The sequence below is a fragment of the Paraburkholderia graminis C4D1M genome (assembly GCF_000172415.1).
In the GTDB taxonomy this organism is placed as follows: Bacteria; Pseudomonadota; Gammaproteobacteria; order Burkholderiales; family Burkholderiaceae; genus Paraburkholderia; species Paraburkholderia graminis.
In genome coordinates this window covers 399,079-419,125 of sequence record NZ_ABLD01000005.1, presented here as the reverse complement: position 1 = coordinate 419,125, position 20,047 = coordinate 399,079, and the positions used below count along the sequence as shown (strand labels likewise).

Genomic DNA, 20,047 nt, shown 5'->3' with positions numbered 1-20,047 from the left:
CAATCGGTTATAAGAGGCCCAGTTGCCGCGCTGTCGCATCGACGGCCTTTTTCGCCTTCGCAACGATCTCGTCGATTTCCTCCCTGCTGATCACGAGCGGCGGCGACAGCAGCATGCGGTCGCCGGTTGCGCGCATGATCAGATTGCCGTTGAAGCAGAAGTCGCGGCAGAGCGTGCCGACATCGCCGCCATTCGCAAAGCGTTTGCGCGATGCAGGTTGTTCCGCGAGTTGCACGCCGGCCACGAGTCCGGCGCCGGCAATCTCGCCGACAACCGGATGATTGGCGAACGTCTCACGCAGTTTTTTCTGGAAGTACGGACCGGTGTCCGTCTTCACGCGCTCGACAATTTTCTCGTCGCGCAGCAACCTGAGGTTCGCTACCGCAACGGCGGCGGCCACGGGATGACCGGAGTAGGTGAGGCCGTGATTGAACTCGCCGTTGTCGATAATCGCGGTTGCGATGCGATCGTGCAAACCGACGGCGCCCATCGGCACATAGCCGCTCGTGAGTCCCTTGGCGAGCGTGATGAGATCGGGTTCGAAACCAAAGTGCTGATGAGCGAACCATTCGCCGGTGCGACCAAATCCGCCGATCACTTCGTCCGCGACTAGCAGCACGTCGTATTTGCGGCAAATACGCTGAATTTCCGGCCAATAAGTCGACGCGGGAAAGATCACGCCGCCCGCGCCCTGGAACGGCTCGCCGATAAACGCGGCCACGTTTTCAGCGCCAAATTCGAGGATCTTTGCTTCGAGTTGCTGCGCGCGAGCCAGCGCGAATTCCTCGGGCGTCTGGCCGCTTTCTGCTTCGCCGAAAAAATACGGTTGATCGATATGCACGATGTTCTCGACTTTCGACGGCATCTGCTCATGCATATAACCCATGCCGCCGAGCGTCGCGCCTGCGATGGTCGAGCCGTGATAACCGTTTCTGCGCGCAATTACGATCTTCTTCGAATGCCGGCGCTGCGTGGCCCAGTATTGATGAACGATGCGCAGCACCGTATCGTTGCCTTCCGAGCCGCTATTGCAGTAGAAAAAGTGATTGAACGGCTCGGGCGCGAGTTCGGCGAGTAAGGCAGACAACTCGATTATCGGCGGGTGCGTGGTCTTGAAGAACGTGTTGTAGTAGGGCAGTTCCTGCATCTGCCGATAGGCCGCATCCGCGAGTTCCTTGCGACCGTATCCGACGTTGACGCACCAAAGACCCGCCATGCCGTCGATAATTTTGTTGCCGTCCGAATCCCACAGATACACGCCGTGCGCTTTCACGATCACGCGACTGCCGCTGCGATTGAGCGCGCCCATATCAGAGAACGGATGAATGTGGTGAGCGGCATCGAGTGCGCGGAAATCGGCGGTAGTGCGTTGCTGCGCGGCAGGCGTGTTCGCCGCGGATTGCGCCGGCTGCACATAAGCGATGTCTTCTGTCCGGTAACTCATGTTGCCTCCAGTGTTTGGCTTGTTGGCTTTGTGTGCGTTAGACGTGCAGCAGCAAATGCCGGCGTTCCCACGAACTGATCACGCGGAAAAACGCTTCGTATTCGGTCTCTTTCAATGCGAGGTAGGCCTTCACGAATTTTTCGCCGAGTACTTCGGCAATGGGTTCGCATGCGCTCATCAACGTTAGACCCTCTTCGAGACTGCGCGGCAATTGATAGGGCAATTCATAGCCGTCGCTAAGCAGCGGCTCGGTGGCTTCGAGTCTTTGCGTGATGCCCAGATAGCCGGCCGCGAGCGTCGCCGCAATCGCAAGGTACGGGTTGCAATCCACGCCCGGAATGCGGTTTTCTATGCGGCGCGCGGCGGGCCCGGAATGCGGAATACGAAAGCCGACTGTGCGGTTGTCGTAGCCCCACGCGACGTTGATCGGCGCGGCCATGAAGCGCGACAGCCGCCGATACGAGTTGATGTACGGCGCGAAAATCGGCATCAATGCCGGCGTGTATTTCTGCAAACCGGCGATATAGCTCGTGAAAAGCGAGGTCGGCTTGCCGTCCGCGGCGGTGAAAAGATTGCGGCCGGTTTCTTCATCGACGAGGCTCTGGTGCATATGCATCGCCGACCCCGGCTCGCTTTCCATTGGCTTCGCCATGAACGTCGCGTACATCTTGTGACGCAAGGCGGCTTCACGCACCGTGCGCTTGAAGAGGAACACGCTGTCCGCGAGTTTCAGCGGATCGCCATGCATGAAGTTGATCTCCATTTGCGCGGCGCCCACTTCGTGAATCAGCGTATCGACTTCGAGTTCCTGCACCTCGCAGTACTCGTAAATATCTTCGAAGAGCGGGTCGAACTCGTTGACCGCTTCGATCGAATACGACTGGCGTCCGGTCTCGGGACGTCCGGTTCGGCCGATCGGCGGTTGCAAGGGCAGGTCCGGGTCCTTGTTCATGTCGACCAGATAGAACTCGAGTTCGGGCGCGATGACGGGCTTCCAACCTTTCGCGCGATACAGCTCCAGCACGCGGCGCAACACGCGGCGCGGCGAGATGGCAACGGGCGTGCCGTCGAAGTGCACGCAGTCGTGAATCACCTGTGCGGTTGGATCGACGGCCCAGGGAATCATTCGAATCGTCGTGGCGTCGGGAACGCACACCATGTCGGGGTCGGTGACGCCGGTCAGCGTGCCGTCGTCCGGATAATCGCCGGTGACGGTCTGGATCATTACCGCTTGCGGCAAGCGCATCGACTCGCCGGATTCGAACTTGCTGCGCGGAATGATCTTGCCGCGCGCGATGCCGGCCATGTCGGGAATGATCGCTTCGATTTCAGTCACATGGTGCTTCTTCAGAAAATCGTCGATGTCATGCATGATTTTTCTCTCGGTTTTATAGCGCTACTGTTAGCCTTGCTTCGCGGCGACGGATGACGCGCCGTAACTCGTCGTCATGCGTAGCCGGTTGCGGCACGCGTCGCCGAAGGCACGAAAAATCGCGGTGGAGAGCGCGTCGCTCGCATGCTTCCACTCGGGGTGCCACTGCACGCCAAGCGCGAAAGCACGCGCGTTTTCTACGCTGACCGCTTCGATCAATCCGTCCGGCGCAGTGGCTTCGATCGCGAGGCCCGCGCCCAATCGCTCGATGCCCTGGCCGTGCAATGAATTCACGCGCGCTTCATTTGCGCCGCATGCGAGGCGCTGCAATAAGCCGCCTGGCGCGAGAGAAATAGAATGAGAGGGCGCGTATTGCACGTCGAGGCTGTCTGCCTTGTTCTCGCGATGGTCGGCAAAGCCCGCACTCGTATGCACGCTTTGGTGCAACGTTCCGCCGAATGCCACGTTCATTTCCTGGAACCCTCGGCATACGGCGAGTACGGGCACGCCCGCTTCGATTGCGGCGCGCAGCAAAGGCAGAGTCGTTGAGTCGCGGGCCGCGTCGTACAGTGTGCCCGGTTCGTGCGGCTCCCCGCCGTAGCGGTGCGGCTCGACATTTGAATAGCTGCCGGTGAAGAGGAGGCCGTCGACAGTGGCCAGTACGTCTTGCGCCGATTGACGCTCGCCGAACGCGGGCAGCAGCATGGCGAGCGCTCGCGAGCCGTCCACGATCGCCGCGATGTATTTTTCGCCGGCCACGTGTGATGGATGCATGCCTATCGTCGTTCTGTCGGCGGTGATGGCAACCAGTGGTTTAGTTCGCATAACGAATAGATGTGTTTATCCGGCCGCGAAATGCGGCGCGACATTCTTCGAAACACGGCGGGGCGCGAGTTCGCGGCCGCGCGGCCTGCTTCAAGGCTGCGGAGCAGGGCAGGCGGTCGCCGTCAACGGAACGCGCCGCGCGTGACGATCTGATGAGCCGTTCGATGCCGCCCGCCGCGATGCGCGAGCGGGCGCACGCGTGCGCGACGGATGGACGTCAGGCAACGGCGCACGCAAGCAAACGCGCGATTCAGGCGAACGCGTTCACGCAGACGGACGGATCGAACGGCAAAAAGGAGGGAGGCGCTAGGGCAACAGCGACGCGACTTCGTCTGTACGCACCGCGATGAAGGCGCGCGCGGAGATAGAGTTGTGACGCCGAACTGAACGGCGGGAGATGATTGTAAAGACGATCTTGAAGACGGACAGGAAGCGGCGGAACGCAAGGCTGCCGCTGCTGCCGTTGGCGATGGCGCCGTCAGCGCGCGGACAACTCGCGTGACTGCGGTTCCATCTCACCAAAGGGCCACGGACTGTCACGATGACACTCGATTAGCGACGTTGAACGTATTGAACACGCTGCCTTGATCGCACGGGGCATTGACAGAAGCTGCGCGTCGGATGATCGTGTATTCGCTGCGTCGGAAAACATGATGAACGTGTTTTCCGACGGCGGTATCACGATCGCCTGTTAACCAGCATATACGAGCCGGTGATGCCGTCAAATTGTTTTCTGGATTGGTGAGCGTGGATGCATTGTTGGGATGTATGCACTCGGCAATTTTGGAGCGCCGAAAAATCGTGCATTACCGACCTAAGTCAGCAAGCCCCCGTCGACCGTGAGAATTGTTCCAGTGACATGCCTTGCCGCCGGGCTTGCGAGAAACGTGACGGCCGCAGCGATGTCAGCCGGCGCGGCGAAGCGCCCCAGCGGCGCGAGGCTGCGTTGCAAGTCCGCGCTCTCGCCATTAGCCGGGTTCATTTCGGTATCGGTCGAGCCCGGTTGAACGAGGTTGGCAGTGATGTCTTTCGGGCCCAGTTCCTGAGCCAGCCCGCGTGTGAACGACTGTAGTGCGGACTTGGTCATGTAGTAGACCGTTCCCGCTGCGCCCACGATGCGATCAGCTCCGGCGGAGCCGATCGTGATGATCCGACCGCCCGCTTTGATGTGAGGGATGGCTGCCTGCGTCGCGAGAATGGGACCGCGGATGTTGACCGCAAGGAGAGCGTCGATGTCCGCCAGGCCGAAGTCGGCGATCGTGTTGTAGCGAGCGATGGCAGCGTTGTTGACGAGAATGTCGAGCCCGCCCAGCGCGCCAACGGCCTCATCGATCGATCGCCTGATGGCGGCCGGATCGGCAATGTCGGCTTTGATCGCGACACCGCGGCGGCCTAGCTTCTCAATTGAAGCCACGACTGCCTGCGCGCGCTCGGCTGAGTTCTGAAACGTTAGCGCAACGTCCGCGCCTTCTTCTGCAAGCGCAAGTGCGATCGCGGCGCCGATGCCCCGGGAGCCGCCGGTGACCAATGCCCGTTTTCCGACTAGATCGTTATTCATTGCCCGCCTTTTATGTAGTGATCGATGCATAAATGGTAAAATCGGCGGCACAGACAGTCAAGATATTTGTGTAGTGATCGATGCAAAAAAAATCAGAGAAATCTCCGAGCACCGTTGGACGCCCACTTCGTGGCCGCGGCAGGCCACGCGCTTTCGATCGCGAGGCTGCATTGGCGCAAGCCATGAGGCTTTTTTGGATCAAGGGTTATGAGGCGACCTCAATCGCAGACCTGACCAATGCGCTCGGCGTCGGCCCGACCAGCCTCTATGCCGCTTTCGGATCGAAAGACGAGCTATATGCCGAAGCGATGCGGTTTTACTCGGAGACCTACGAGCATCTGGTCCTGGGAAGCTTTCGCAAGGCGGTCACAGCACGCGAAGCGGCGTTCGCCTATCTGTGGGACTCAGCCGTGGCGATGACTGGGGCAGATTGCGGTCTGCCGCACGGCTGCATGGTCACACTGGGGAGCGTCGGGAGCGACGGCCATGCCGAGCTCGGCGACTTGATGCGGGCCGCGCGAGGTGGAGCGTTTGATGTGCTCGTGTCGCGCCTGGAAAGGGCCGTTGCCGAGGGTGAGTTGCCGGGGTCCGTGGATATAGCGAAACTCGCGAGGTTCCTGCAAACAGTACAAAGCGGTATGGCGATCCGGGCGCGGGACGGCGCCGAAAGAGCAGAACTCCAGGCCGTCGCTGAGATGACGATGGCGGGATGGGAGGCGCTGGTTCGTCACTGCGACACACGTGCAAAGCCTGATTAACATTGATTCGGGCAGCGAAGTATTTTCGCTGGGCTTGAAAACCGGCTTCGCGTCGCGTCAAGGTGTTTTCAGGCGCGCAGAATTTCGCTATTCCGGCTTCTTTCGACTGGAACGGAAACGTGCTTTAGAGGCACGCTCGCGCGTATCGGTCATTCGACCGATACCTCAGCGATCAGTCGGCTGCCATGATGCCGTTGGAGCCGCGGCGACACAACACGCTACTGACTCGCATCGGAGAATGAAATGAATGACAACGATATTCCGCTTGCCAACGGCAAGGTGCAGTACAAGACGCTATTGCGCGAGGAAGGGTGCTCGATCCTGCAAACGACGGTTCAAGCCGGCGGTGAAACGCAATGGCATCACCACACGAATGTCAGTGACCGGTTTCTCGTGATCCGGGGCGTCTTGACCGTCGAGTTGAATATCGACGGTCAGGTTCAGAGCACCGAGGTGCGCGAATTTTACTCGGTTGATCCGGGCACCGTTCACCACGTCAAGAACGAGACGAATGAGGATGTCGTCTATCTCACGGTCCAGGCGGGCGGCGTCCCGGACATTGTGCTGGCCGGATCGTCTCGCTGAGGGCAGGGCAACGCCATGCAGCTAGATCAGGCCCATCGTCGACGCCTTGAGTGTTGCTGCCGCGCGTGTCGAACACTCGAGCTTGCGAAACACGCTCTCCACGTGGGTGCGCACCGTGCTCGGACTCATCGTCAATTCCTGCGCGGCTTGCTTGTTGCTCGCACCTCGCGAGATCGCACGCAGGACGTCGATCTCTCTCGCAGACAGACGCGGACCATGTGACACACTTCTTGCCGCGCGCCTTGCGACGGGGATCCGTTCCGCCACCAGCGCGTCCACCACCTCGCGGCATAGCCGGCCATTGGCAGCCTCGTCTTGCAGCACGTGTGCGGCCGCCTCATCGGTCAGCGCGGCGCGCCACGGGCGCGGCGAGCGCAACGCAACCCATGCCACCGACGCAGCCAGCACACGAGCCTCCAACGTCAATGCCGGGTCGCGCACGCCGCGAAAATACCCCGAGCCGTCTTGCCGCTCGTACGCATGGGACGCAAGCACGGTGGCTTCGCCGAGCGAGCCGGTTTGCTTGCCGGCGCGCTCCGTCCAGTAGGGCACGAGCCGCACCTTTTCCCAGGCGCTCGGCGACAAGCGAGTAGGTAGGTTCCACACTTCATTCGGCACGGCGGCCCTGCCGATGCCATGAATCAATCCAGCCCGATAGACAAGCGCGCCTGCTGCGTCATCCGACGCGAATCGTGCGTAGCATTCGGCGGCCGTCATTGCGACCGCACGTGAAAAGCCCGTCATCCACGGCAATTTCAGATCGATGATGTCGGCGATCAATTCCGCCGACGTGGTCCGTTGCATATCGGCGGTCGCGAGCACGACGTCAAAATCATTCAGCGCCTGGCGCTCCAGTTCCGTCAGCCAACTGCCGGCGTGGCGTGTCGCGACTGCGACGAGGCTCTCCGGATACCGCGCGCCGGAGCGTTGTTCGATCAGCGCAAGCGCCGCTTCGACTCCATATGTGCGGCTGAACACCTCCAGGTCGCCAGCAAGCGCGACGACGAGTACGGATATCGGCACCGCCTCGCGGGCGAGTTGTGCGGGCACGCCGCTGCCGTCCCAGGTTTCGAAAATGTGGCGCAGCGCCGTTTCGGTCCCACTCGAAAGCCCCATTATTCGCGCGACCTCGCCGGATACTTCGCAGTGAGTTTGCGCGAGAGGCATCATCGCGGCGCCGACGCCGCCAATCGTCTCCGCGATGCCGGGCCTGCTCTCGAGCATCGCTGTCCGGACCGCGATATCGTCGCCGAACACTGTTGCGAACCCTGCCGCGTTTGCCGTGCAACCCGACCAACGTAGCAGCGACACCTCGCGGACCGCGTCGCAGGCCGAGGCCTCGAGTCCGGCCGCTTCTGCGAGCCGTACTGCTAGCCACCCGGTGCGCAACGAATGATCGGTCGGCTGTCCCATGCTCAGATCACCGATGAAAGCGAGGGCTCTCACCGCATCGAAAATACGCAGCGTGGCGTGGCTGGTCTGAAGGTCGAACATCGGATGGGATAGGGTACGTCGCCGGAATGGGCTAACAATCATACGCGACGGTTCGAAGCGCTGCACCGCAGTGCCTGGTGGATCGGAGGTGATGAGATGTGCGCGCCGTCGAATAGTTGATTTGACATAAGATAAATTATCAACGAATCGCATGACAGAGCTTTTTAGAAATGTCCGCCCGCCGACGCGAACTGGCCACCTCAATTTCTCAAAAACCGGTCATTTCCGAAAGCCACTCCAGGCACTAATCTGACATCACCCATTCAACCCTGAAGGAACCGACGATGAAGCTCATGCATGTCGATGCCAGCGCGAAACGCGAGCGTTCGAACTCGCGGGCGTTGAGCCGTTTTTTTGTGGAACGTCTGCGCGCCGGGCACCCGGACTTGGAAGTCGATTATCTCGATGTCTCCGTCGATACGCCGTCGCACGTCGACGAAGCGTTCGCGATCGCAATCTACGCGGCGCCGCACGAGCGCACGCCGGCCATGAAGGCGCGGCTCGCGGCGTCGGATGCGCTCTGCCAGCGCGTGCTCGCCGCCGATGCGCTCGTGTTCGCGATGCCCATGTACAACTGGTCGATGCCGTCCGCATTCAAGACGTTCGTCGACGCGATTTCGCGCGCCGGCGTTACCTATAAGCATGGCGACGACGGCCGCATCGTCGGCCAGCTCGCGGGCAAGAAAGTGCTGTTCATCACGAGCCGCGGCGCGGACTTGCGGCCGGGCTCGCCGTACGCGTCGATGGACGCGCTTACGCCCGCGCTCAACGCCGCGTTCGGATTTCTCGGCGTCGCGGCGCCGGCGTTCGTCGACGCGCAGCCGTTGCAGTTCGCGAATCAGGAAGCACGAGCCGAAGCGCTCGAACGCGCACGCGACGAATTATCGGCGGTGGCGGCTAGCTGGGCCAATTCGGCAAACGCGGCTTCGCATGCGAATAACGCAGACGCCGCACAACATGAAGACGCAGACTCGGAGATGACGCAATGAAACTACACACCCTGATTGCCGCGGCAACGCTCGCCGGTTTCGGCATGCTCGCCACCTCGCAAGCCGCGCTTGCCGCCGACTCAACCGGCCAAGCCGCCGCCGCTGCCGCTGCCGAGACCATCACGCCTGCCTTCGCCGAAGCGATCGCCAACGTGCCCGGCAAGAAAATGACGGCGCTGGTGGTCGATTACGCGCCGGGCGGCAAGTCGTCGCCGCATCGGCACGGAAAGGCTTTCGTGGTCGCGTATGTGTTGTCGGGCACAATTCGCAGCGGCGTCGACGGCAAAGAAGCGCAGGTGTTCCATGCGGGCGAGCACTGGATCGAGAAGCCGGGCGCGCATCACACCGTCAGCGAAAATGCGAGCGATACCGAGCCGGCCCGCCTCCTCGCCATTTTCGTGGCGGACACAAACGACAACAAGCTCGTCACATTCGACCACAAGAAATAAGCTACAAATAAGCCGCAAAATAAGCGCAAACCGCAGCGCAAACCGCGCAACACCCCTGCCGCACGCGCTTCGTTCTAGAACTTCGGATGACATTCGAAGTTCAGCGAAGACGCGTGCGTCGTCAGCATCGCCACCCCGCTCACCGATTCTTCCTTGACACTGCTTTGCATGCCGAGGCGCTCGCAGTAATCGCGCGCTTCGTTCAGCGCCTCGCCGTGTGCGCGGGCCCATGCCATGCGCCCGCCCGTCGCGCTCGCGGCGACCGTATACGTGCCGGGTTTATCGGTTGCGACGACATGCGTCGACGATGCGCAGCCGGCAAGCGCGCCGCCTGTCGCGAGCGCTGCGAGAGCGACGCGCGCCCAATCGCGTAGCTTATTCAACATGATGTACCTGAGTTTGCTGATCGTTGCGTGATCCGCCGACGGAGTCGTCGCGGATCGGTTAGATGGTTTTTCCGCGAATCGAATTATCCTGAATCTGCCGCTGGAGATCAGCCTCATGGGTCGAAAACACTGTTGCCTTCGCCCGGACAATCCGCGTGCGCTTACTGACCGCGGCCTCGACGCATTGGCGCGCGCGGACTGTTTAAAGCACTTCCCGAAACGTGGCCGAGCGACTAGTCTGTAACGGCATCTTCTGAACCATCCGGACAATGAACTGGAGGAGACATCGATGGAACTCGAAGCACGTACCATGAAACGTGTGACGGTTCGGCTCGTGCCGTTCCTGATCGTCTGCTATTTCATCGCCTATCTGGACCGCGTGAACGTCGGCTTCGCCGCGCTGCAGATGAACAAGGCGCTCGGGCTTTCCGCGAGTGCATTCGGTTTCGGCGCGGGGATTTTCTTTATCGCGTACTTCTTTTTCGAAGTGCCGTCCAACCTGCTGCTCGAGAAGTTCGGCGCGCGTCGCTGGATCGCGAGAATCATGTTCACGTGGGGCCTGCTCGCCGGCGCGATGGCGTATATCCCACATATCGCGCAATACACGGGGTTTTCGGCGGCGCATGTTTTTTACGGCTTGCGCGTTCTGCTCGGCGTGGCTGAAGCGGGCTTCTTTCCCGGCGTTATCTTCCTGCTCACATTGTGGTTTCCGGCCGCCTATCGCGGTCGCGTGGTCGGCTATTTCATGGCGGCGATTCCGTTATCCACGGTGATAGGCGGGCCCATTTCAGGCGCCCTGCTCTCCATGGATGGCTTCGGCGGGCTCGCCGGCTGGCAATGGGTTTATCTGATCGAAGCGGCGCCCGCGCTGCTGCTCGCGTTCGCGGTCTGGTTCTACCTGACCGACAAGCCGGCCGACGCAACCTGGCTTGCCGACGACGAACGCGAATGGCTCGTCGCGCGTCAGAAGCAGGAGCGCGAACATCGCGAGGCCGCGCATGCATTCAGCGTGAAGGAAGCGCTTTTCAATCGGCGGGTGCTTGCCATCGCGCTCATCTACTTCGGTGCAAACGCAACGAATTATGGCTTGAGCTTTTTCCTGCCGCAGATCGTGAAGTCGTTCGGCTTGACCAACTTGCAGACGGGCTTCGTGACGTCGTTGCCGTATATCGTCGGCGTGATCAGCATGGTCTATTGGGGACGTCATTCGGACCGCAAGCTCGAACGCAAACGCCATGTCGCTTTCGCGCTGACGGTGGCCGCGGTTGGCATCGCGGCGTCGGCGGGGCTCGATAATCCGGTGCAGAAAATGATCGCGCTGTCGATCGCCGGCTTCGGCATTTTCGGCTGCCTGCCCGTTATCTGGACGCTGCCGGCCGCGTTCCTCTCGGGCGCCGCGGCGGCGGGCGGCATCGCCGCGATCAATTCGCTCGGCAACCTCGCGGGCTTCTTCGGACCTTACGCGATGGGCTGGATCAAGGACAGCACCGGCGGCTTCGGCGCGGGCCTCCTGTGCCTCGGAGGCGCTGGACTCGTCGGCGCGGCGGCCGCGCTGCTGCTGCATCACGATACGGCGCTGGAGACGTCGGCGGGCGGGGCGCAGCGGGAAGCGCCGGGGCGGCCAGGCGTGGCGGAATATTAGGCGAGGCTCACGTGGCTTGTGCAGGCATTCACTCCGACGCACCCGCTCCGCTCGGCTGACCTTCGACGCTCACCGCATCCGGCGGCATCACGTCGTCGGGCGTGGGCGTCGGTGCCGAAGCCGCTGTGCCGGCGCCGCGCGCTTCGCCGTGGACCGGCTCATTCAGAACCGCCGCACCTGAAGCCGCGCCAGGCGCCGTCAGCAACGGCGGCAGCGCCCGCGTGTCTTCGCTCGCCGCCAAAGCCGCCGCGGCACTCGACGCAGCCGCCCCCGCCTCCGACGAAGCAACCTCAACCGGCGCACGCCGCGTCGTATTCCGCGCAGTCACCGCCGCATCCGGCTTGACCGTCGGCGCCGTCGGCGGAAACAGTTGCTGGAACCACGCCCGCAACCGCTCCGAACGCTCGGCGAACCAGCCAGGCTGGTGCTCGGTGTCGAATTTGACGCGCGTGTCGACGAGCTTCGAGCGCTGCGCGCGCTGGAAAAAGTCGCCGACGATCGGCAGCGCGCTATGCGCCCCCTGCCCCCAGTAATCGCTGCGCAAGGTCACGCGGCTGTCGTTGAAACCGACCCACGCGCCAGCCACGAGTTGCGGATGGATCAGGATGAACCAGCCGTCCGCGTTGCCCTGCGTCGTGCCGGTCTTGCCGGCGACGTCGCCGCGCACGCCGAAGCGTCCGCGTATCGCCGATCCGGTGCCGCGATTGACGACGTCGCGCATCACGTCGACGAGCGTGCGCGCCGCATCGGCGGACAGTTCCTGCTGCGGCGGCGTCGGCGCGAAGTCGGCCAGCACCTCGCCGTTGCGGTCCTCGATGCGCGTGACCATCACCGGCTCCACGTATCCGCCGAGGTTGGCGATCGTGCCGTATGCCGAGACCATTTCCTTCAGCGTGACCGGGCTCGTGCCCAATGCCAGCGACGGCACCGCCTCGAGCGGACTGTCGCGCACGCCCATCGCGCGGGCGAGCCGCGCGACCTTGTTCGGACCGACTGTCTGCATCAGTTGCGCGGTGATGCGGTTGCGCGAATACGCGAGGCCGTCGCGCAGCGTGATGGGCCGCTCGCTCGGTTCGTCCTCGTCGCCCGGACGCCAGACTTCGCCGCCCGCGAGTTGAATTTCGACGGGCTGATCGAGCAACGTGTCCGACGGTTTCGCGCCCGCCTCGAAGGCCGCCGCGTAGACGAACGGCTTGAAGGTCGAGCCCGGCTGACGCCGCGCCTGCTGCACATGATCGAACGGGTCCTGGCTGAAATCGCGGCTGCCGACCCACGCGCGGATCTGGCCGTTGCGCGGGTCCATCGCGAGAAAATCGGCCTGCACGCGCGTTTTCGATTCGCATACCGACTGCACGAGGCCGCGGTTCGCCGACACGCGCTTGAGCGCGTCGTCGTCGGAGAGGCCCGTGTCTTTCGCGGCGCGATAGTCGGGCGTTTCGCGCAGGAACGTCGCGAGCAGGTCCTTGCCGTTCGAACAACCGGCACGGCTGCCCCACGCCGCATTCGCGATGCCCTGCAACTGGTTGCCCTGCAAAATCACCGCCTGCGTGGCCATCGTCTGCAGACGCGAATCGATCGTGGTGCGCACCACGAGGCCGTCGGAGTAAAGGTTGTAGTCGTTCCGGTCGGCCCATGCCGCAAGCCATTTGCGCAGTTGCTGCGCGAAGTGCGGCGCGGGTCCGGGCGGCTCGGTCTGCCGCTCGAAGTCGATGCGCAACGGCTTTTTACTGAGCGTCTGATAGGCGGCGGGCGTGAGCTTGCCGAACTTCACCATCTGCCCGAGCACGGTATTGCGCCGCTGCAATGCGCGCTCCGGATTGAGCACCGGGTTGTAATAGCTGTTGCCCTTCAGCATGCCCGCGAGCGTCGCGCTTTCGAGCACGTTCAGCTCCGACGCCGACTTGTCGAAGTACGTGCGCGCGGCCATCTCGATGCCGTATGCGTTGTACAGAAACGGCACGGTGTTCAGGTAGGTTTCGAGGATCTCGTCCTTCGTATAGAGCGCCTCGATCTTGAAGGCCGTGATCGCTTCCTTGAGCTTGCGCGTGAGCGTCGGCGCGCGGCCGATTTCGTCGGGATAAAGATTGCGCGCGAGTTGCTGCGTGATGGTCGAGCCGCCCTGCCGGTCGCCGGAAAACGTATGCAGCGCGGCCGATGCCGTGCGCCGCCAGTCGAGCCCGAAATGCTGATAGAAGCGATGGTCTTCGGTAGCGATCAGCGCATTGACCACGTTCGGCGAGATGTCCTTCAGCTTGACCCACTCGCGGTTGGACGGCTTGAACTCGGCGAGCAGTTTGCCGTCCGCGGAGAGAATGCGCGCCGGCTGCTCGATCTTCGCCTTGCGAATATCGCCGATGCCCGGTGTGAACGGAATCAGGACCAGCACATACAGCACGAACAGCAGCGGAAGCGCCGCGCACGCCTTGAGTACGCCGCGGCGGGTCGGATGGCGCAGGTGCCACAGCGCCGCGGCCACGAGCGGGTTCACGCGGGTCAGACCTCGGTCGAGTGTCTCCAGAATCAGGGGAATAAGGCGCTTCACGCTGGCTACCGTCTGCGGGAAAAGGCTGAATCCTACCAAGATGTGCGGGTTGGGCTGATTTTTGCCCGTGCAGCCGTGGGACGGCGGTGGCTTTGTTGCGGGTTTGTTGCTGCTTTGTTGTGCGTTTGTTGCTGCTTTGCCGATGCTTTTCGGCGGCTTTGCCGGTTCTCGCCGCGGCTCGCCGCTCGTTTGTTGCTCGCTCGCCGCTCGTGTGCCGCTCGTCTGCTGCCTGTTTGCCGCTCCCCGCAGCCGATCCCGCGTGCCGCGCCAGCAGCCGCGCGGGCCACTATAATGTCGCCAATTCCGACAAGAGGTGCTTCATGATCATCAAACCGCGCGTGCGTGGCTTCATCTGCGTAACCACCCATCCGACGGGCTGCGAGGCCAACGTCAAGGAACAGATCGACTACGTCAAGGCACGCGGTCCCATCGCCAACGGCCCGAAGAAGGTGCTCGTGATCGGCGCATCCACGGGCTACGGACTGGCCGCTCGCATCAGCGCGGCGTTCGGCTGCGGCGCGGACACGCTCGGCGTGTTTTTCGAGCGCGGCGGCAGTGAATCGAAGGCCGGCACGGCAGGCTGGTACAACAGCGCGGCGTTCGAGAAGTTCGCCGCCGCCGAGGGCCTCTACGCGACGAGCATCAACGGCGACGCGTTTTCCGACGAAGTGAAGGCGCGCACCATCGAAGTCATCAAGCGCGATCTCGGCCAGGTCGACCTCGTGGTCTACAGCCTCGCCGCACCGAAGCGCACGCATCCGAAAACCGGCGAGGTGTTCACGTCCACGCTCAAGCCGGTCGGCAAGGCAGTCACGCTGCGCGGCATCGATACCGACAAGGAAGTGATCAAGGAAACCGTCCTCGAACCCGCCACGCAAACCGAAATCGACCACACGGTCGCGGTGATGGGCGGCGAGGACTGGCAAATGTGGATCGACGCGCTGCTCGAAGCGGGCGTGCTCGCGGACGGCGCGAAGACCACCGCGTTCACCTACCTCGGCGAGAAGATCACGCACGACATTTACTGGAACGGCTCGATCGGCGCGGCCAAGAAGGACCTCGACCAGAAGGTGCTCGATATCCGCGCGAAGCTCGCGGCCAAAGGCGGCGACGCGCGCGTGTCGGTGCTGAAGGCGGTCGTCACGCAGGCGAGTTCCGCGATTCCGATGATGCCGCTCTATCTGTCGCTGCTCTTCAAGGTGATGAAGGAGAAAGGCACGCACGAAGGCTGCATCGAGCAGGTTTATGGCCTATACAAGGACAGCTTGTACGGCGCGGCGCCGCATATCGACGAAGAAGGCCGTTTGCGCGCGGACTACAAGGAGCTGGACCCGGAAGTGCAGCAACGTGTGGAAGCGCTGTGGGGCCAGGTGACGAACGACACGATCTACGAACTCACGGATTTCGCCGGCTATAAGACCGACTTTCTGCGGTTGTTCGGCTTCGAGATCGCGGGCGTCGACTATGAGGCCGACGTGAATCCCGACGTGCAGATTCCGCGGCTTGTTCAGGTCTGAGTTTTTGCGGGTTTTAGCCGCGTTTTGAGAATGCGGGGCCGCTGCGCCCCGCATTGTTTGTCTCGTTTGCTTCCTCCTCTGCTTTTTCTCCCCCTCGTTCGCTGATGCTGTCGCGCTTACGGCGTGCCGTTGCGGCAGTACTCGCGATACGCATCGCGCGACGCAAGGCGCGTCATGTATGCGTCGACCGCGGGCAGATCGTCGCGTGCAATTGGGGTTTCGAGCCAACGGTTGATCGATAGCGCGATCGGAATGTCCGCGAGCGAGAAGGCGTCGCCCGCGATGAATGCGCCGGTGCGCTGCAATTGTCCTTCGACGATTGCCATGTGCTTCGCCCAGTTCGCGCGCGACGCCTCGATCTGCTGCGCATCGCGATGAGCCGGCGATTGCCGCACGAGCGCGAGAAACGCGTAGCTCCACGAGCGGTTCAATTCGCTTGCCTGCCAGTCGATCCACTGGTCGCAGCGCGCGCGTTCGCGCGCGTCGGCCGGATAAAGCCACTCGCCGCCATAGCGCCCCGCGAGATAGCGGATGATCGAGTTCGACTCCCACAGCACGAAGTCGCCGTCCCTGATGACGGGAACCATCGCGTTCGGATTCAGCGCGAGAAATTCGGGGACGTTGGTTGGACGGAACCCCGCGCCCCAATCTTCCCGTTCGAACGCGAGCCCGAGTTCCGCGCAGGTCCACAGCACCTTGCGCACGTTGATGGAGGTAGGTTTGCCGAGAATCTGCAGCATGGGGCGTGGATGCGATGGTGGAAGGAAACGTTACGTTAGCGCGTTGGCGGATTTTCCGCTGGGGCGCGGCGGGTGCCTGCGCGGTTGGGCGCGTTGCTTGCCGGGCGCCTCGTTACCGGCTCCTGCTGCTTGCTTGCCGGGCGTCTCGCGCTCGTGTCCGGTTTTGTGCCAACGGGGCGAGTGGCCCGCCGTTAAACCAGCGCCCGAACAAAGCGCCGCCCCGCGTGCGCCAGGGTACGCCCGGGAATTGCCGCTGATGAATTCTGCGTGATATTGTTAATCCATGCGGAGGACGGCTGCACGCCGCCTCCCCCGGAAAGCAATTTACCGCAGCGAGCGTCGCCATGAGTGATGTACGCCACCATCTGAGTCCGCGGGACCGTCTGGAGCTGTTGTGCTGGCTCACATGCGGCAGCCTCGGCGCTTACTACCTCAACGAGGACTGGCCCGACGCGGCGTTCCACGTGCAGGCCGCCCACAAATGGCTCGACCGGCGCGCGCGCGAGGCTGACTGGCTCGCCATCGCCAAGCTGTCGGCCACCGCGCTGGAAATCGCCCGCCGGCACGCGCGCTTCGTCGACACCGACTGGGCCCGCGACGCCGTCGAGGAAATTCTCGACACCGACGAACTCGATCCGCAAGCGCGGCTCGTCCGGCAGGTTCTCGCGGACTGCGAGAAGGCGCTGGCGGACCGGCGGACGGCGGACTGATTGGTATCGAGAGGGCAAGCTGGCGCCGCCGCGCGTTTTTTGCCCGCAAGTCTAAAAACGAACGTTTCGCACGAATCCCGACGCCGAACTCTGGCGGTGCGGGAAGCCGTTTCAGCAGCAAGTCCGCATCTCGCGCTTCGCCCTGCTCGCCATCTCTTCAAACCCGCGAAAACACCTGCGCGACACGCCTTCCCTCCCGCGTCCCCTCCGTAAAAAACACCCGCCCAAACCACCTCGCCTCCCACACCCCAGCCGCTAAAATACCGGGCACATCGCGCGTCGCGCTTCCCTCTCCCGGTCGAACATCTTGAAACGCAAAATGCCGGCGCTGAACGCGCTCAAAGCCTTCGAAGTGGCTGGCCGCACCGGCAGCTTCACGCGCGCCGCGGAATTGCTGAACGTCACGCAAAGCGCCGTGAGCCGGCAAGTGCGTCAACTCGAGGCGCAAATCGGCGAGACGCTGCTGCAACGCCATCATCACCATCTCGAACTGTCGGCGGCCGGGCGCGTGCTGTTGCAGGCGCTGCAGCAATCGTTCGACCGTATCGAACTGACGGTGCGCAGCCTGCAGGAGAAAACGCATCGCAACCGGCTGCGTATCAACGCACCGCCCACCTTCACGAGCCGCTGGCTGATGCCGCGTCTCGGCCGGCTGCGCGACGCGCACCCGCATCTCGAACTGAGCCTGTCGACGCGCATCGACGACAAGCTCGCGGAATCCGGCGTGCTCGATTGCGCGATCCGCTTCGGCAACGGCGAGTGGGAAGGTTTCGACAATCGTCTGTTGATGAACGAGCGGCACGTCGCCGTCTGCGCGCCCGCGCTGCTCGCGCGCCAGGCGGGGCGCGCGTCGATCGATCTGAACGAATTCACGCTGCTGCACGTATTGGCGAGCGCGGATCAGCGTTACCTGACCTGGCAACACTGGCTGAAGGCGGCCGGAATCGACAATGTGGATACGCGCGGCGGCTATGAATTCGATCTGCTCGACCACGCGATTCGTGCCGCCATCGACGGCCTCGGTGTGACGATTGCCGACCGTCACATGGTCGCGCGTGAACTCGCCGACGGGCAACTGGTGCAGGTGCTGAACGTGCACGTCGACGGCCATCAGTCGTACTGGCTTGTGACGCGCGCCGGGCAGGAGGAATTGCCGCACGTCGCGCTGTTTCGCGACTGGCTGCAACAGGAAATCTGGCTGGGCGAGCGGTCGTTCGAAGGGTCGGAGGCGATGCCGCTCGGCGACGTGTAACGTGTAGTGAAACGCGCGGCGTCAACCGCGTTTGTTTTTCACAGAGTGCCGATAAAAAACGCGCCGACCGCATTGCATCGGCGCGCTGTCCTCGTCAGCTTGAACACAACGCCACATCCCTCAAGCGGCGCTAGCCCACTCCGCCACCTCAGCCTCGCGCGCGCCCTGCGCGGCGGCGTCTTCGAGAATCATGTCGGCGCCCTTCTCCGCGACCATCATCGTCGGCGCATTGATGTTGCCGGATGTGATGTTCGGGAAGATCGACGCATCGACGACGCGCAAGCCCGCCATGCCGTGCACGCGCAAACGCGCATCCACCACCGACGTCCGCGGATCGTCGCCCATCGCGCACGAGCCGCACAGGTGATAGATCGAGCCGGACTGCTCGCGGAAATATTGCAGGAAGTCTTCGCGCGACGCGACCTGCGGCCCCGGCGAGATTTCCTCGACTGTGATCTCCTTCAGTGCCGGCGAGCCCATGATCTTGCGCACGAGTTCGCAACCCTGGATCACTTCGTCGATGTCCTTCTGCGTGCTGAGCGCGTTCAGGAGAATCTTCGCGGCGTCGGCCGCGCGATTCGACGCGATTTCGATCGAGCCGCGGCTCGTCGGCCGGCAAGGGTTGAATGCGAGCAGGAAACCCGAGTACGGCTCCGGTTCGAGATTCGCCTTGCTGCTCTTCGGAATGCGGTACGACAGCGGATTGAAGTAAAGCTGCAAGTTCGGCTGCGCCTCGCGTTCACTGCCTTTGAAAAAACCGCCCGACTGATTCACGCTCATTGCAAGCGGCCCCTTGCGCGTGAGCAGATATTGCAGCCCGAGCTTGAGCTTGCCGAGAAGCGGCCGCATTTCGTCGTTGAGCGTTTTGACGTTCGCGCGGTAGTAGAAGCTCACGCACAAATGGTCCTGCAAATTGCGGCCGACGGCGGGCAACTCATTGACGGTGGCGATGCCGTGTTTCGTGAGCAGCGCACTGTCGCCGACGCCGGACAGTTGCAGGAGCTTCGGCGAATCGACCGCGCCCGCGCACAAGATCACCTCGCGGTTCGCCATGAAACGCCGCACGACACCCTCCTGCGTGACGCTCACGCCAATCGCGCGCCGCTCGCCGTCGAACAGCACACGATCGACCAGCACGTTATGCTCGATCGTGAGATTTTTCCGCGCGAGCGCCGGATGCAGATACTCGAAGCTGCTCGACGAGCGCTGCCCATTGCGCGTGTTCACATCGTAGATACCGGCGCCTTCGAATTGCGCGCCGTTGAAGTCGTCGCTGCGCTGATAGCCGGCCTGATCGCAGCCCTTCAGAAAGACGTGGCAAATCGGATGCACGGCGTCTTTCATCGGCGAGATGCGGATCGGCCCATCGGCGCCGTGATATTTCGTATTGCCAAGCGGATGCGATTCGAGCTTGCGGAAATACGGTAGCACGTCGCGAAACGCCCAGCCGGAGTTGCCCGCTGCCGCCCAATCGTCGAAATCGCCCGCTTGCCCGCGCACGTAAATCATCGCGTTGATGGAGCCGGAGCCGCCCTGCACCTTGCCGCGCGGACAATAGATAGGCCGGTTATCCAGTTCCTTTTCCGGCTCGCTGTAATACATCCAGTTATAGGTTTCGTTGTAGTAGGTCTTCGTAAAGCCCACTGGAATCCTGAACCAGAACGAACTGTCCTTGCCGCCCGCCTCGAGCAGCAGCACCGAATATTGGCCCGACGCCGACAGGCGATTAGCGAGAATGCAGCCCGCCGAACCCGCGCCGACGATGATGTAATCGTAGTTCATGC

The 20,047-nt window shown here is 62.6% G+C and carries 18 protein-coding genes; 8 read left to right on the top strand and 10 right to left on the bottom strand.

Annotated elements, in window-relative coordinates; all coding sequences use genetic code 11:
• Nucleotides 1-7: 7 nt before the first annotated feature.
• The 5 genes from BGRAMDRAFT_RS12170 to BGRAMDRAFT_RS12150 all read right to left on the bottom strand — a co-directional run bounded on the left by BGRAMDRAFT_RS12170 (nt 8) and on the right by BGRAMDRAFT_RS12150 (nt 5,199).
• Nucleotides 8-1,444: an aspartate aminotransferase family protein gene (locus BGRAMDRAFT_RS12170; RefSeq protein ID WP_006049039.1), complete on the bottom strand. Its 1,437-nt coding sequence runs from the start codon at nt 1,442-1,444 to the stop codon at nt 8-10.
• A 37-nt stretch (nt 1,445-1,481) separates the two neighbouring features.
• A complete protein-coding gene (locus tag BGRAMDRAFT_RS12165) occupies nt 1,482-2,816 on the bottom strand; it encodes a glutamine synthetase family protein (protein ID WP_006049038.1) in 1,335 nt (444 codons plus the stop codon).
• Nucleotides 2,817-2,846: 30 nt separating this feature from the next.
• Nucleotides 2,847-3,641, bottom strand: a complete 795-nt coding sequence (locus BGRAMDRAFT_RS12160; RefSeq protein ID WP_044020894.1) for a gamma-glutamyl-gamma-aminobutyrate hydrolase family protein — start codon at nt 3,639-3,641, stop codon at nt 2,847-2,849.
• Nucleotides 3,642-3,947: 306 nt separating this feature from the next.
• Nucleotides 3,948-4,181: a hypothetical protein gene (locus BGRAMDRAFT_RS35350; RefSeq protein ID WP_232292258.1), complete on the bottom strand. Its 234-nt coding sequence runs from the start codon at nt 4,179-4,181 to the stop codon at nt 3,948-3,950.
• 274 nt (nt 4,182-4,455) lie between these two features.
• Nucleotides 4,456-5,199, bottom strand: a complete 744-nt coding sequence (locus BGRAMDRAFT_RS12150) for an SDR family NAD(P)-dependent oxidoreductase (protein ID WP_006049036.1) — start codon at nt 5,197-5,199, stop codon at nt 4,456-4,458.
• A 182-nt stretch (nt 5,200-5,381) separates the two neighbouring features.
• Here BGRAMDRAFT_RS12150 and BGRAMDRAFT_RS12145 point away from each other — a divergent pair, with 182 nt between their 5' ends.
• Together BGRAMDRAFT_RS12145 and BGRAMDRAFT_RS12140 are read left to right on the top strand one after the other, a co-directional pair.
• Entirely contained in the window at nt 5,382-5,957 is a 576-nt protein-coding gene (locus BGRAMDRAFT_RS12145) for a TetR/AcrR family transcriptional regulator (RefSeq protein ID WP_198143916.1), read from the top strand.
• A gap of 243 nt (nt 5,958-6,200) precedes the next feature.
• Nucleotides 6,201-6,542, top strand: coding sequence for a cupin domain-containing protein (locus BGRAMDRAFT_RS12140; protein ID WP_006049034.1), 342 nt, complete (start codon nt 6,201-6,203; stop codon nt 6,540-6,542).
• Nucleotides 6,543-6,563: 21 nt separating this feature from the next.
• Here the strand turns inward: BGRAMDRAFT_RS12140 and BGRAMDRAFT_RS12135 are convergent, their stop codons facing one another.
• Entirely contained in the window at nt 6,564-8,036 is a 1,473-nt protein-coding gene (locus BGRAMDRAFT_RS12135; RefSeq protein ID WP_006049033.1) for an HD domain-containing phosphohydrolase, read from the bottom strand.
• Between the two features lie 284 nt (nt 8,037-8,320).
• On the opposite strand from BGRAMDRAFT_RS12135, the gene BGRAMDRAFT_RS12130 reads away from it, so the two are divergent.
• Nucleotides 8,321-9,025 carry an FMN-dependent NADH-azoreductase gene (locus tag BGRAMDRAFT_RS12130; protein WP_006049032.1) on the top strand — a complete coding sequence of 235 codons (705 nt, stop codon included), beginning with the start codon at nt 8,321-8,323 and terminating at the stop codon, nt 9,023-9,025.
• Complete coding sequence (locus tag BGRAMDRAFT_RS12125) at nt 9,022-9,474, top strand: cupin domain-containing protein (protein ID WP_006049031.1); 453 nt, start codon at nt 9,022-9,024, stop codon at nt 9,472-9,474. The genes BGRAMDRAFT_RS12130 and BGRAMDRAFT_RS12125 overlap by 4 nt, the downstream gene beginning before the upstream one ends.
• Nucleotides 9,475-9,548: 74 nt before the next feature.
• Here BGRAMDRAFT_RS12125 and BGRAMDRAFT_RS12120 read toward each other — a convergent pair whose 3' ends face one another.
• On the bottom strand, nt 9,549-9,860 hold the full coding sequence (locus BGRAMDRAFT_RS12120) for a hypothetical protein (RefSeq protein ID WP_006049030.1): 312 nt from the start codon (nt 9,858-9,860) through the stop codon (nt 9,549-9,551).
• Nucleotides 9,861-10,149: 289 nt separating this feature from the next.
• Between BGRAMDRAFT_RS12120 and BGRAMDRAFT_RS12115 the strand changes: the two genes are divergently transcribed.
• The gene (locus BGRAMDRAFT_RS12115) at nt 10,150-11,502 is read left to right on the top strand and encodes an MFS transporter (RefSeq protein WP_006049029.1); all 1,353 of its coding nucleotides are present in this window, start codon (nt 10,150-10,152) and stop codon (nt 11,500-11,502) included.
• Nucleotides 11,503-11,530: 28 nt separating this feature from the next.
• On the opposite strand, the gene BGRAMDRAFT_RS12110 is transcribed toward BGRAMDRAFT_RS12115, so the two are convergent.
• The gene (locus tag BGRAMDRAFT_RS12110) at nt 11,531-14,044 is read right to left on the bottom strand and encodes a penicillin-binding protein 1A (protein WP_044020885.1); all 2,514 of its coding nucleotides are present in this window, start codon (nt 14,042-14,044) and stop codon (nt 11,531-11,533) included.
• A gap of 320 nt (nt 14,045-14,364) precedes the next feature.
• Between BGRAMDRAFT_RS12110 and fabV the strand changes: the two genes are divergently transcribed.
• Nucleotides 14,365-15,561 (top strand): enoyl-ACP reductase FabV, encoded by a 1,197-nt coding sequence (gene fabV, locus BGRAMDRAFT_RS12105; RefSeq protein WP_006049027.1) that lies wholly within the window; start codon nt 14,365-14,367, stop codon nt 15,559-15,561.
• 116 nt (nt 15,562-15,677) lie between these two features.
• On the opposite strand, the gene BGRAMDRAFT_RS12100 is transcribed toward fabV, so the two are convergent.
• Nucleotides 15,678-16,301 (bottom strand): glutathione S-transferase family protein, encoded by a 624-nt coding sequence (locus tag BGRAMDRAFT_RS12100; RefSeq protein WP_006049026.1) that lies wholly within the window; start codon nt 16,299-16,301, stop codon nt 15,678-15,680.
• A gap of 344 nt (nt 16,302-16,645) precedes the next feature.
• On the opposite strand from BGRAMDRAFT_RS12100, the gene BGRAMDRAFT_RS12095 reads away from it, so the two are divergent.
• Nucleotides 16,646-17,011: a hypothetical protein gene (locus BGRAMDRAFT_RS12095; RefSeq protein ID WP_006049025.1), complete on the top strand. Its 366-nt coding sequence runs from the start codon at nt 16,646-16,648 to the stop codon at nt 17,009-17,011.
• Nucleotides 17,012-17,330: 319 nt separating this feature from the next.
• Entirely contained in the window at nt 17,331-18,263 is a 933-nt protein-coding gene (locus tag BGRAMDRAFT_RS12090) for a LysR substrate-binding domain-containing protein (protein ID WP_006049024.1), read from the top strand.
• A 120-nt stretch (nt 18,264-18,383) separates the two neighbouring features.
• Here BGRAMDRAFT_RS12090 and BGRAMDRAFT_RS12085 read toward each other — a convergent pair whose 3' ends face one another.
• A complete protein-coding gene (locus BGRAMDRAFT_RS12085) occupies nt 18,384-20,045 on the bottom strand; it encodes a GMC family oxidoreductase (protein ID WP_006049023.1) in 1,662 nt (553 codons plus the stop codon).
• Nucleotides 20,046-20,047: the final 2 nt, after the last annotated feature.

Coding starts and splice junctions, on each gene's coding strand:
- BGRAMDRAFT_RS12150 (WP_006049036.1), bottom strand. CDS start 5,199: ATGAATAACGATCTAGTCGGAAAACGGGCATTGGTCACCGGCGGCTCC.
- BGRAMDRAFT_RS12100 (WP_006049026.1), bottom strand. CDS start 16,301: ATGCTGCAGATTCTCGGCAAACCTACCTCCATCAACGTGCGCAAGGTG.
- fabV (WP_006049027.1), top strand. CDS start 14,365: ATGATCATCAAACCGCGCGTGCGTGGCTTCATCTGCGTAACCACCCAT.
- BGRAMDRAFT_RS12125 (WP_006049031.1), top strand. CDS start 9,022: ATGAAACTACACACCCTGATTGCCGCGGCAACGCTCGCCGGTTTCGGC.
- BGRAMDRAFT_RS12085 (WP_006049023.1), bottom strand. CDS start 20,045: ATGAACTACGATTACATCATCGTCGGCGCGGGTTCGGCGGGCTGCATT.
- BGRAMDRAFT_RS12145 (WP_198143916.1), top strand. CDS start 5,382: ATGAGGCTTTTTTGGATCAAGGGTTATGAGGCGACCTCAATCGCAGAC.
- BGRAMDRAFT_RS12165 (WP_006049038.1), bottom strand. CDS start 2,816: ATGCATGACATCGACGATTTTCTGAAGAAGCACCATGTGACTGAAATC.
- BGRAMDRAFT_RS12130 (WP_006049032.1), top strand. CDS start 8,321: ATGAAGCTCATGCATGTCGATGCCAGCGCGAAACGCGAGCGTTCGAAC.
- BGRAMDRAFT_RS12140 (WP_006049034.1), top strand. CDS start 6,201: ATGAATGACAACGATATTCCGCTTGCCAACGGCAAGGTGCAGTACAAG.
- BGRAMDRAFT_RS12160 (WP_044020894.1), bottom strand. CDS start 3,641: ATGCGAACTAAACCACTGGTTGCCATCACCGCCGACAGAACGACGATA.
- BGRAMDRAFT_RS12170 (WP_006049039.1), bottom strand. CDS start 1,444: ATGAGTTACCGGACAGAAGACATCGCTTATGTGCAGCCGGCGCAATCC.
- BGRAMDRAFT_RS12120 (WP_006049030.1), bottom strand. CDS start 9,860: ATGTTGAATAAGCTACGCGATTGGGCGCGCGTCGCTCTCGCAGCGCTC.
- BGRAMDRAFT_RS12135 (WP_006049033.1), bottom strand. CDS start 8,036: ATGTTCGACCTTCAGACCAGCCACGCCACGCTGCGTATTTTCGATGCG.
- BGRAMDRAFT_RS12115 (WP_006049029.1), top strand. CDS start 10,150: ATGGAACTCGAAGCACGTACCATGAAACGTGTGACGGTTCGGCTCGTG.
- BGRAMDRAFT_RS12095 (WP_006049025.1), top strand. CDS start 16,646: ATGAGTGATGTACGCCACCATCTGAGTCCGCGGGACCGTCTGGAGCTG.
- BGRAMDRAFT_RS12090 (WP_006049024.1), top strand. CDS start 17,331: ATGCCGGCGCTGAACGCGCTCAAAGCCTTCGAAGTGGCTGGCCGCACC.